This is a genomic window from Pseudomonadota bacterium (assembly GCA_030775045.1).
In the GTDB taxonomy this organism is placed as follows: domain Bacteria; phylum Pseudomonadota; class Alphaproteobacteria; order JALYJY01; family JALYJY01; genus JALYJY01.
On sequence record JALYJY010000056.1, the window covers coordinates 1 to 11,807 of the forward strand.

Consider the following 11,807-nt stretch of genomic DNA (forward strand, 5'->3'; position numbering starts at 1 on the left):
GCCATCCCATCCACGTACACGTGATTGTTGCCGTCCAGATGGGCCAGCACCGGCACGCGGCTTTCCTGCTGTACACGTGCGATCAGCGACTTGCCGCCGCGAGGAACGATTACATCTACATACCGGACCAGACGCAGAAGCTCGCCTACCGCCACACGGTCCGGCGTGTCCACCATCCGGACAGCGTCTTCAGGCAGGTCCGCCTCGCGCAGGGCTTGACGGAACAGGTCGGCCAGAGCACGGGCGCTGGCAAAGCTTTCCGATCCCGGACGCAGGATGCAGGCGTTGCCGGATTTCAGGCACAGCGCCGCCGCGTCCACGGTCACATTGGGGCGGCTTTCATAGATCACGCCGATCACCCCCAGCGGCACCCGTACACGCCGGATGCGCAGGCCGCTGGCCACCGTCCATTCAGTAATGGTCTGACCCACCGGATCAGGCAGGACAGCGACCAGATCCAGGCTTGCCGCGATCGCCTCGATGCGCTGTGGATCCAGTTTCAGGCGATCCATCTGCGCGGCCGTCAGATCCTGGGCTGCTGCAAGATCCTGCCGGTTGGCCTGAAGAACAATATCAGCGTTCCGGCGCAACAGGGCAGCAGCCTTTTTCAGAGCCGTATTTTTGGCCCGTGTCGAGGCGGTCCGAAGCTGCCGGGATGCCGCTTTCGCCGCCTGCCCGGTTTTTTCCATATCCGTCACAGCAGCACCAGATCATCGCGGTGGATGATCTCCTCCCGCCCCCTGTAGCCCAGGATGGCTTCCACGGCGTCACTCTGACGGCCCATGATTTTGCGGACTTCAGTGCTGTCATAGGCCACCAGGCCACGGGCCAGCTCTGTCCTCCCGGGCGACAGAACCGTGACGGAATCTCCCCGGCTGAACTCTCCTGTAACCGCGCGGATGCCCACGGGCAACAGACTTTTTCCCTGATCCAGCGCCCGGACGGCACCATCGTCGATGGTCAGGCTGCCCCGGGGATTGAGACTTCCGCCGATCCATTTTTTCCGGGCAGTCACAGGGGAATCGTCGGGAATGAACCAGGTGTACCGGCCCGGCTTTTCCAAAGCCTGGAGGGGATTGACCAGATTGCCCCGGGCGATGGCCATGGCACATCCGCCCCTGAGGGCGATGCGCGCCGCCTCGATCTTGGTACGCATGCCGCCGGTGCCGAACCCGGACCGCGAGTCTCCCGCCATGGCCAGGATATCCGGCGTCAGGCTGCGCACCTCCGGAATCAGCTGCGCCCCAGGGTCAATCGTGGGATCGGCTGTGTACAGGCCGTCGATATCCGACAGCAGGACCAGGCAGTCCGCCTCGATCATGGTGGCTACACGGGCGGACAGACGATCGTTGTCCCCATAGCGATGCGCAGGCGTCGTGACTGTGTCGTTCTCATTGATGATGGGCACAATGCCCATGGACAGAAGGCCGCGGATGGCCGCGCGGCTGTTCAGATAGCGGGAGCGTTCCTCCGTGTCGTCGGGCGTCAGCAGCACCTGGGCGGCTGTCACATCCTTCCGGGCCAGTTCCTCTTGCCAGGTGTGGGCCATCCGGATCTGGCCACAGGCGGCAGCGGCCTGTCTCTGCTCCAGCTCCAGGGGGCCGGAAACCAGCTTCAGCACGCGGCGGCCCAGCGAAATGGCGCCGGAAGATACGACAGCCACCTCCTGTCCCCGGTCCCGGCAGGCGCAGATATCTTCGATCAGCCCCCCAAGCCAGGGGCGGCGGACCTCGTTTCTCTTTCCGTCCACCAGAAGGGACGATCCGACCTTGATGACAATACGCCTGGCTGACAGCAGACGGCTCTGGAATACCGATAAAATCCGGGACATGGGGTGCACTCACTGCCTGGGGAAGGAAATCTTCCTGCAGGCTGTGAAAAGCCTGCAGTCAACGCGCGACAGATTCCCCGCAAGGTCGGTCTGCTGCGCCGCACTGCATCTGTGTGCAAATGTTGAAAAAAGAAGTCATGAATGCAGGCCTGTACCCTGGAAAAGAGGGGCTGATTATAACACAGGACCTGAAATGAACAAGGGACCGGGATCTCCTCCCGGCCCCTTGCCGTATCCTTGCGCGCCTTCAGGCGGCGGCCAGGGCCTCTTCCGCTTTCAGGGCTTCCTTCATTTTCGGATGTTGCTCAAGGCGGGCGCGATAGGCTTTGATGTTTGGCCATTTGTCCAGGCTGATCTTGTGATAGTCGGCATAATTGGCCACCATGACAAAGGCATAGAGATCAGCAACGGTCAGGCTGTCGCCCATCAGGTACTGTTTTCCTGCCAGGGCCGAATCCAGAAAACCAAACCGCCTGTCCAGGTTGGCCAGAGCGTTTTCCCTGTGCCCCGGGGTAACAGGATAGAACAGCGGCGCGAAGTTCTTGTGCAGTTCTGTGCCGATAAAATTCAGCCATTCCTGGACCCGGTAACGCTGCATGGTTCCGGCCGGAGGAATGAGGCCTGCCTGGGGCTTCAGGTCGGCCAGATACTGGAGAACCACAGCGTTCTCCGTCAGGATCTCGCCATTGTCCAGCTTCAGGAAGGGAACGTATCCTCTCGGGTTGAGGACATCCATACTTTCACCCCTGGCGGTTTTTCTGGTCTGCATGTCGACCTTTTCCATATCCACGGACAAACCCAGGATACGGGCAGCAAGATTGGTTGCAGCCTTCGGCGTTGTATAAAGTTTCATGACAGTCCTCTTCACAGTCTGGTTCAGGATTCAGGGTTCATCATAGCAGGATTTGTGACAACAGAATGGCCGCGTGGGGCTGATGCAGAAACAGGCTTGCAGGAAAATGGCGCGAGTGACGGGACTTGAACCCGCGGCCTCCGGCGTGACAGGCCGGCGCTCTAACCAACTGAGCTACACCCGCGCAGCGTGTAACAGGCGGCCTGAATAGGGCACCCCGTCCATAAAGTCAATCTCTGATATTGTGGAAGACAGATGATAGCGCTGGCTGGACCGGTCCTCCTGCGTCAAGGCCTGGGAGGACACTCCTTCGTTCTGACGGTTTCGGCTGGGGGTTCCTGGCGTAAGCCAGCCGTAGCCCGTAAGGGCGAAGGCTGGTGGGCGATGAGGGTTTCGAACCCCCGACCCTCTCGGTGTAAACGAGATGCTCTACCGCTGAGCTAATCGCCCGCGAGGGGTTTAGCGTAAAGGAAAAAAGAAAACAACCCTGACGGAAAAATTTTCACAAAAAAACCGGCCGGACTTGCGCCCGGCCGGTTCTTTGAGACAGCAGACTGTCTTACTTCTTGCCGACGGCGTCTTTCAGTGCCTTGCCGGCGGAGAACTTTGGACGCTTCCCGGCAGGAATCTTCAGCTTTGCGCCTGTGCGGGGATTGCGGCCTTCGCGGGCCTTGGTCTGAACAACCGAGAAGTTGCCAAAGCCGGCAACCTGGACCCGGCCGTCTTTTTTCAGACCAGCCTTGACGCCGTCAAAAACAAGGCCAACGACCTTGTCAGCAACAGTTTTCGGAACGCCGGCCTTGCCTGCGACATAGTCTACGAGATCACTTTTGTTCACTTGAAGCCCCCTTTGGTGATGCGGGATATCATGCGTTGAACGGAGACCTTCCGGAGAAGGCGGGACCGTTGCGGCCCCTGCAAACCGGACGGAATGTCCGGTTTGCAGTTCGTATTTATGCGCATTTTTCCGCCAAACTCAATGGCGAATTACGTCTTCTGCGTCATTTTCCGGTTTTTTCTGTGCAGAAGCCTGTGATTCCGCCTCTTCCGACCACTTTATGGGCTTCAGTTCCGACACCAGGGACAGCTTCAGAACCTCATCAACCGTGGTTACGGGCACAATGGTCAGGCTCTTTTTCACATTCTCCGGGATCTCTGCCAGATCCTTCTCGTTGTCTTTCGGGATCAGGACCAGGGTGATCCCCGCCCGAAGGGCCGCCAGCAGCTTTTCCTTCAGGCCGCCGATAGGAAGAACACGCCCGCGCAGGGTAATCTCGCCGGTCATGGCCACGTTCTTGCGCACGGGGATCGCCGTCAGGATCGAGACAATGGATGTGACCATGGCCACGCCCGCCGATGGTCCGTCCTTGGGGGTCGCTCCTTCCGGAACATGAACGTGGATGTCCTTTTTCTCGAACAGCGTCGGCTTGATGCCGAATTCGACAGCCCGCGCCTTCACATAGCTTTCCGCAGCCTGGACCGATTCCTTCATCACATCGCCCAGCTTGCCGGTGATTGTGATCCGGCCCTTGCCGGGCAGGGCCACAGCCTCGATGGACAGGATTTCCCCGCCCACCTCGGTCCAGGCAAGACCGGTCGTAACGCCGACCAGATCTTCCAGCTCGACCTCGCCATAGTGAAAGCGGCGCACACCAGCGTACTTCTCCAGATTCGCGGAAGACAGGGTGATCTTTTTCGCACCGCCGGAAAGAATATCCTTCAGGCCCTTGCGGGCCAGATTGGCAATCTCCCGTTCCAGATTCCTGACGCCGGCTTCCCGGGTGTAATAGCGGACAAGATCCCGCACCGCCTCGTCCTTTATGACGATCTCGCCCTTCTTCAGGCCATGCTCTTTTGTCTGTTTTGGAATCAGGTGGCGGCGAGCAATCTCGATCTTCTCGTCTTCTGTGTAGCCGGACAGCCGGATGATCTCCATGCGGTCCAGCAGCGGCTGGGGCATGCGCAGGGAATTGGCTGTGCAGACGAACATCACGTCCGACAGGTCGTAGTCCACCTCGAGATAGTGGTCGCCAAACGTGGAGTTCTGCTCCGGATCAAGCACTTCCAGCAGTGCGGACGATGGATCCCCGCGCCAGTCGGCGCCCAGCTTGTCCACCTCGTCCAGCAGGAACAGGGGATTCGAGGACTTGGCCTTTTTCATACCCTGGATCACCTTGCCAGGCATGGAGCCGATATAGGTCCGCCGGTGGCCGCGAATCTCCGCCTCGTCGCGCACACCACCCAGGGACATGCGCACAAAGTTTCGCCCCGTGGCCCGGGCAATGGATTTGCCCAGGGACGTCTTGCCCACGCCAGGCGGTCCGACCAGGCACAGGATGGGTCCCTTGACCTTGTCCATGCGCTGCTGCACGGCCAGATATTCCAGGATCCGTTCCTTGACCTTTTCCAGACCGAAATGATCCTCGTTGAGGATCTTCTCGGCCGCCTTCAGGTCCTTTTTTATTTTGGCGCGGTTTTTCCAGGGAATGCCCAGAAGCCAGTCCAGATAGTTGCGCACCACGGTCGCCTCGGCCGACATGGGGCCCATGGACCGGAGTTTTTTGAACTCGGTCATGGCCTTTTCCCGGGCCTCGTCTGACAGCTTTGTCTTCTTGATGCGTTCCTCAAGGGCTGACAGCTCGTCCTTGCCGTCCTCACCCTCGCCCAGTTCCTTCTGGATGGCCTTGAGCTGTTCGTTCAGATAGTACTCCCGCTGGGTCTTTTCCATCTGCCGCTTCACACGGCTGCGGATTTTCTTTTCCACCTGCAGGACACCGATCTCGCCTTCCATGTGGGCATAGATCTTTTCCAGCCTGGCCTTGACGGACACCAGCTCGAGCAGGTTCTGCCGCTCGGGGATCTTCATGGACAGGTGCGAGGCAATGGAATCAGCCAGGCGGCCAGGCTCACTGATCTGGCTTATGGACGCCATGACCTCGGCCGGGATCTTGCGGTTCAGGCGGATATACTGCTCGAATTCCGTCACAACAGTGCGGGTCAGGGCCTCAAGTTCCGTCGTGGAGCCCCCGTCCTTTTCCGGCAGGGGCTCGGCAAAGGCCCGAAAGAACTCCGACCCGTCCACATAGCGCAGGAGAGTCGCCCGTTGCAGGCCCTCCACCAGAACCTTGACCGTCCCGTCGGGCAGCTTCAGCATCTGCAGGACCGTGCCGGTGGTTCCGATTCCATAGATATCGGCCGGGGCGGGATCATCCTGGGAAGCATTCTTCTGGGTCGCCAGCAGGATCTGCCGGTCGCCCTTCATCGCCTCTTCCAGCGCCAGGACGGATTTCTCACGGCCAACAAAAAGCGGCACAACCATATGGGGGAAAACAACAATATCCCGCAGCGGAAGGACGGGGTACTGGGTGCCTCCTGGAATTTCCAGCATGAAATCCTCTGGTTCAGATTGATTAGGGGGAGTTGGCCGACAGAAACTACAAGCATCCAGATGACTGTTTTGTTCCCGCATTTCAGGAAGCAGGCCTGTCAGGCGCCCGGGGCGCGCTCCTCCCGGCGCTCCGAGAGAATGAACAGGGGCTGGGACCGCCCCTCGGCCACTTCCTGGTTAACCAGAACCTTTTCCACATTCTGCATGCCCGGAAGCTCGAACATGGTATCCAGCAGGATACCCTCCATGATCGAGCGCAGTCCCCGGGCGCCGGTCTTGCGCTGGATGGCCTTGCGGGCAATGACTGCCAGCGCCTCGTCCGTAAACTCCAGCCCGGCCTTTTCCATCTCGAAAAGCTTCTGGTACTGTCTGACCAGGGCATTTTTCGGCTTGGACAGGATGTCGATCAGGGTTGCCTCGTCCAGATCGTTCAGGGTCGCCACAACCGGCAGACGACCCACGAATTCGGGAATAAGGCCGAATTTCAGAAGATCTTCCGGCTCTACCCCCGCCAGGATAGCCCCGGTGCGCTGTTCCTCTGCGGCGCGCACATCAGCGCCAAACCCGATCGAGGTACCCCGGCCACGGGCCGCGATGATCTTTTCCAGTCCCGCAAAGGCGCCGCCGCAGATGAACAGGATGTTTGTGGTATCCACCTGCAGGAATTCCTGCTGGGGATGCTTGCGGCCGCCCTGGGGGGGAACGGAAGCAACGGTCCCCTCCATGATCTTCAGCAGGGCCTGCTGAACCCCCTCCCCCGATACGTCACGGGTGATGGAGGGGTTGTCAGACTTGCGGCTGATCTTGTCGATCTCGTCAATATAGACGATGCCGCGCTGGGCCTTTTCCACGTTGTAGTCGGCCGCCTGGAGAAGCTTCAGGATGATGTTTTCCACATCCTCCCCCACGTACCCTGCCTCGGTCAGCGTTGTGGCGTCGGTCATGGTGAAGGGCACATCCAGGATGCGCGCCAGCGTCTGGGCCAGAAGCGTCTTGCCACAGCCCGTGGGGCCGATCAGCAGGATGTTGGACTTGGACAGCTCCACCTCGCCGGCGATGTTCTTGCCCAGGTGCGCCAGACGCTTGTAGTGGTTGTGCACGGCCACCGCCAGAACGCGCTTGGCCCGGTCCTGGCCGATGACATAGTCGTCCAGAACCTTGCGGATATCCTGCGGGGTCGGAACGGCATCACTTCCCGACCGGACCAGGACGGCCTTCGCCTCCTCGTGGATGATGTCCGTGCACAGGTCCACACATTCGTCGCAGATGAACACAGTCGGGCCGGCAATCAGCTTGCGGACCTCGTGCTGGTTTTTGCCGCAGAACGAGCAGTAGAGGGTGTTCTTTGTATCGCCAGTACCGGATTTCGTGGTCATGGGCGCCCCATTACTGAACCGGCACCATTATAGCACTTTTCCGGATATAAACCCATAAACGCACCTTTTTTCCGCATCATGCCTTTTCAGCGGGGCGGGCTGTCACCACCTCGTCAATCAGGCCAAAAGCCTTCGCCTCATCGGCCGACATGAACCTGTCCCGGTCCATGATCGCCTCGATCTCCGCCAGGGGACGGCCGGTATGTTTCACATAGATGCTGTTCAGCCGCTCCCGCAGCTTCAGGATCTCTTTCGCCTGGATCTCGATATCCGCCGCCTGTCCCTGCGCACCGCCGGAGGGCTGGTGCACCATGATGCGGCTGTTGGGCAGGGAGAACCGCTTGCCCGGAGCCCCCGCTGCCAGCAGCAGCGAACCCATGGAGGCCGCCTGCCCGACGCACACCGTGGTAACGGGACAGCGGATGTACTGTATGGTGTCATAGATCGCCAGACCCGAGGTCACAATCCCCCCGGGGCTGTTGATGTAGAAGGAAATATCCCGGGTGGGATTTTCTGATTCCAAGAACAGGAACTGGGCGCAGATCAGGCTGGAGACCACATCGTTCACCCCCCCTGTCAGGAAGATGATCCGCTCCTTCAGCAGGCGGGAATAGATGTCAAAGGCCCTCTCCCCCCGCCCGGTCTGCTCGATAACCATGGGAACCAGGGCGTTCATCTGTGCGTCCAGACTGCCGTGCATGCTTTCCTGCTCCGTATCTCTGATGGACATCAGGCGGCCTCGGCCTCCGGATCCTTCATCAACTCATCCACTGAAACATTCCTGTCGCTGACCTTTGCCTGGGTAACGATAAAGTCAACCACCTTGTCCTCGAACAGGGGGGCGCGAAGACTGTCCATGGCCTGCGGGTTGTTGCGAAAATACTCCATCACCTGCTTTTCCTGGCCCGGAAACCGCTGCATCTCCCTGAACATGGCCTGGTTCAGTTCTTCCCGGGCCACATGGATGTTGTTCCGGCGGCCCACCTCAGCCAGCAGAAGACCCAGACGGACCCGGCGCTCGGCAATCGACCTGTATTCCTTTTTCAGTTCTTCCTCGCTCTTTGCCTTGCCGGCCGCGGATCCATCCCGGCGCAGCTCTTCCTGCAGGCGGCTCCAGATCCCGGAAAATTCCAGATCGACCATGCCTTCGGGAATGGCAAAGCTGTGCCGGTCCGCCAGACTGTCCAGAAGCTGCCGCTTGACCTTCAGGCGGGCCACGCGGGCATAGTCCTCGCCCAGCCGCTCACGCACCAGCTTTTTCATCTCGTCCAGGCTCTCCAGCCCAAGATCCTTTGCCAGCGCGTCATCCAGGACTGGCGGGACAGACTCCCGCACTTCTTTTACATCAACCTCGAAAATACCCTGCTTTCCTGCCAGTTCCGTCGCGCCATAATCCGCAGGGAACGTGACGGTGACCTTCCGGTGATCACCGGCTTTCGCGCCTACCAGCTGGTCCTCGAACGTGTCCACCAGGCGCTTTGCGCCCAGCTCCAGGTGCGCGCCCCCGGCTTTCATGCCGGGCCATTCCTTCCCGTCCGCCGTGCCGCGGAAATCCACAACAACCGTATCGCCCATGGCAGCCGCCCGGGATACGGGATTCGTTGTGGCCCGGCTTTTGGCCAGACGCTCCAGCGCCTGGTCCACAGCACTGTCGGCCACGACAGCCACAGGCCTTTCCAGCGCAATACCACTGAGGTCACCCGGATCCACATCGGGCAGGATCTCGACAGCGATGGTGTATTCCAGATCCTTGTCCATGCCCCAGGACTTCACCTCGACCTTCGGACGCAGGGCCATGCGCAGGCCCCGGTCCTTCAGGGCTTTCTGGGCCCCTTCCTCGACCAGATCTTCCAGCACCTCTCCCATCACGGACTGGCCATAGCGCTGTTCCAGAAGGGCCATAGGAGCCTTGCCGGGGCGAAATCCGGGAAGGCGGGCTGTTTCCCCGACCTTGCGCAGGCGCCCTTCCATGCTTTTCCGGGCCTCGCCTGCCGGGCAGACAACCCTGAATTCGCGCCTCAGTCCTTCAGTTTTTGTTTCTGTGATCTGCATCGGGAAAACCTGTCTCCACTGTAATACCCAAACTGTATGCCCGAAACCTGGTGCGGGCGGAGGGACTTGAACCCCCACAACTTTCGTTACCGGAACCTAAATCCGGCGCGTCTGCCAGTTCCGCCACGCCCGCGCATGCGGCCCTGGACAGGGCCCTGACCAGTTCCCACAGGGTTTTTACAGCATGGGACTATCCATGCCAAGCAGGTTTTGGAGCAGGCTTTCAGAAATCCCGGAATTTCAGGCTGCGCAGCACTTCCGGCAACATTTCCGGAAGATCATCGGCCACCAGTCCCGGCCCGATGTCAGCCGCAGCCCTGCCATGCATCCACACCGCCATCGCCCCGGCCATGGGCGGCTCAACTCCCTGGGCCAGCAGGGAAGCTGTCATGCCGGCCAGCACATCGCCTGTGCCTGCGGTAGCCAGATCCGGCGGCGCGCCCGTATTGACCACAGCCAGCCCGTCAGGCGCAGCTACCGTTGTATCAGGCCCTTTCAGCACGACCGTGGCGCCGCTGCGGACAGCCCCGGCACGGGCCAGTGACAGCGAATCTCCCGACAGGGGAAGGCCTGACAGGCGGTGATACTCACCGCGATGGGGGGTCAGGACACACCGGGGCGAAAGGGCCGTGAAAAGAGCCGCGACGTTATCCGCAAAGGCAGACAGGGCGCCTCCGTCCAGGACCACGCTGCGGCTGGCGGCACAGGCCCGCAGCACAGCCTGGACCATCTGCCGCGTCCGCTCGTCCGGCCGCGCGCCCGGCCCGGCCAGAACCGCAGTGATTTTCCGGCTGTCCAGAAAGGCCGGCAGATCAGCGGGAGACGGCACAGGAACCACGATCAGGCTGGCCATGTCCGAGGCGTACACAGGAATGGCTTCGGGCGGACAGGCCACCGTGACCAGGCCTGCCCCCATGCGCAGGGCCGCCCGGGCTGCAAGGCGCGCCGCCCCCGTCATCTCTCCATCCCCCAGAACCAAGACATGCCCGCGGTCGTACTTGTGCCCGTCCGGTTTTGGCCAGGGAAAGCGGTCCAGCCACAGCCCGGGAGTATTCTCGTACACCCGGGGCTGGATCTCGGGCAGCACAAAATCGGGAATGCCCGCATCCACCAGGACGACCTCGCCGGCGTGGAAGCGGCCAGGCGCCAGCACATGCGCCGGCTTTTTACGGAAAAATGTTACGGTCAGACTGGCCTCAACCGCCGTACCCATGACGGCCCCCGTGTCCGCCCGGATTCCGGAAGGCATATCCACGGAAACCACAGGGCCACGCTGGCGGGTCATCCGGCCTGCAAGTTCTGCCGCCATACCCTCCAGCGGCCTGTTCAGACCTGCCCCGAACAGGGCGTCGATCACCAGAAGGTCATCCATGATTCCGTGGGGATCCGCAGGCTCGAGCGGCCCTGCCCACTGCCGGGCCGCCAGAGGGGCGCCGTCCGCAGGATCCTGCAGCACCATGACGCGGACGGGCCAGCCCCGCTGCTGCAGGTGACGCGCCGCGACGAATCCGTCCCCGCCATTCCTTCCGGGGCCGCAGACCACCAGAACCGGCTGGGGCGTAAACCGTTCCGCCACCACATCGGTAACAGCCACCCCGGCGCGCTCGATCAGCATGTCCGGGGTGATTCCGTATTCAAAGGTCAGCCGCTCGGCCTGCGCCATCTGCGCGGCTGTCACAATCTGGCCGGGAACTGCAGGTGCAGGTTTCATGAAAGCCTCCCTGGCAGGAAGGATACCGCAGGAAAAGACGGGGCAAAAGGCCGGAAAACAGCTTCAGGACCTCAGGGAAAATGGGGCGACCGACGGGACTCGAACCCGCGACAACCCGGACCACAACCGGGGGCTCTACCAGCTGAGCTACGGCCGCCACCGGCAGGATACCTAGGACCAATCGGCATCCAGGTCAAGGGTTCTGCCACAGGGGTACAACACCGCCCCGGGACTGATCAGGCTGCCGCCGCAGGGGTAGACCCTTTCCATACCGGCCGGGATTGCAGGGAGAATTCCAATACCCTGTCAAACACCTTCTGATTATCCAGACACTGGACCAGGGACTCCAGATCTTCACGCATCAGGACAACACCTTGCCGGTCATCCCTGTCCCGGGCCACCCGGATCGTGTGCGGCATGACAATACCACCACCAAATTCCCGGAAAAGAGAATGCCGGAGGACATCCCGCAGTCCCTTCCGGTCAAGAAGGGCACTCTCCAGTTCTGCATAGTCAAGGATTGCGCCTTCCACCTTTATGCCTCGCATGTCAGCATGATGGAGAAGCGCGCAGCTCAGATTGCGACCTTCCAGATT

At 60.9% G+C, this 11,807-nt stretch carries 10 protein-coding genes and 4 tRNA genes; all 14 read right to left on the reverse strand.

The window, feature by feature from the left end; genetic code table 11:
* Positions 1 to 689 (reverse strand): glutamate-5-semialdehyde dehydrogenase (locus M3O22_06030; GenBank protein MDP9196307.1); only part of this gene is annotated, 689 nt, incomplete at its 3' end.
* A gap of 5 nt (positions 690 to 694) precedes the next feature.
* Positions 695 to 1,831: a glutamate 5-kinase gene (gene proB, locus M3O22_06035; protein ID MDP9196308.1), complete on the reverse strand. Its 1,137-nt coding sequence runs from the start codon at positions 1,829 to 1,831 to the stop codon at positions 695 to 697.
* A gap of 247 nt (positions 1,832 to 2,078) precedes the next feature.
* Positions 2,079 to 2,684, reverse strand: coding sequence for a glutathione S-transferase family protein (locus tag M3O22_06040; GenBank protein MDP9196309.1), 606 nt, complete (start codon positions 2,682 to 2,684; stop codon positions 2,079 to 2,081).
* 107 nt (positions 2,685 to 2,791) lie between these two features.
* Positions 2,792 to 2,868, reverse strand: a tRNA-Asp gene (locus M3O22_06045).
* Positions 2,869 to 3,059: 191 nt separating this feature from the next.
* Positions 3,060 to 3,134: transfer RNA gene (locus M3O22_06050), tRNA-Val, on the reverse strand.
* A 109-nt stretch (positions 3,135 to 3,243) separates the two neighbouring features.
* Positions 3,244 to 3,522 carry an HU family DNA-binding protein gene (locus M3O22_06055; GenBank protein MDP9196310.1) on the reverse strand — a complete coding sequence of 93 codons (279 nt, stop codon included), beginning with the start codon at positions 3,520 to 3,522 and terminating at the stop codon, positions 3,244 to 3,246.
* Positions 3,523 to 3,660: 138 nt separating this feature from the next.
* Positions 3,661 to 6,072, reverse strand: coding sequence for an endopeptidase La (gene lon / locus M3O22_06060; GenBank protein ID MDP9196311.1), 2,412 nt, complete (start codon positions 6,070 to 6,072; stop codon positions 3,661 to 3,663).
* A 98-nt stretch (positions 6,073 to 6,170) separates the two neighbouring features.
* The gene (clpX, locus tag M3O22_06065) at positions 6,171 to 7,448 is read right to left on the reverse strand and encodes an ATP-dependent Clp protease ATP-binding subunit ClpX (GenBank protein MDP9196312.1); all 1,278 of its coding nucleotides are present in this window, start codon (positions 7,446 to 7,448) and stop codon (positions 6,171 to 6,173) included.
* Between the two features lie 76 nt (positions 7,449 to 7,524).
* On the reverse strand, positions 7,525 to 8,148 hold the full coding sequence (locus M3O22_06070; protein ID MDP9196313.1) for an ATP-dependent Clp protease proteolytic subunit: 624 nt from the start codon (positions 8,146 to 8,148) through the stop codon (positions 7,525 to 7,527).
* A 29-nt stretch (positions 8,149 to 8,177) separates the two neighbouring features.
* Complete coding sequence (gene tig, locus M3O22_06075) at positions 8,178 to 9,500, reverse strand: trigger factor (GenBank protein MDP9196314.1); 1,323 nt, start codon at positions 9,498 to 9,500, stop codon at positions 8,178 to 8,180.
* A 48-nt stretch (positions 9,501 to 9,548) separates the two neighbouring features.
* Positions 9,549 to 9,633, reverse strand: a tRNA-Leu gene (locus M3O22_06080).
* A 90-nt stretch (positions 9,634 to 9,723) separates the two neighbouring features.
* Positions 9,724 to 11,211 carry an NAD(P)H-hydrate dehydratase gene (locus M3O22_06085; protein MDP9196315.1) on the reverse strand — a complete coding sequence of 496 codons (1,488 nt, stop codon included), beginning with the start codon at positions 11,209 to 11,211 and terminating at the stop codon, positions 9,724 to 9,726.
* An 81-nt stretch (positions 11,212 to 11,292) separates the two neighbouring features.
* Positions 11,293 to 11,368: transfer RNA gene (locus M3O22_06090), tRNA-His, on the reverse strand.
* A 79-nt stretch (positions 11,369 to 11,447) separates the two neighbouring features.
* Positions 11,448 to 11,630 (reverse strand): hypothetical protein, encoded by a 183-nt coding sequence (locus M3O22_06095; GenBank protein MDP9196316.1) that lies wholly within the window; start codon positions 11,628 to 11,630, stop codon positions 11,448 to 11,450.
* Between the last annotated feature and the right edge of the window lie 177 nt (positions 11,631 to 11,807).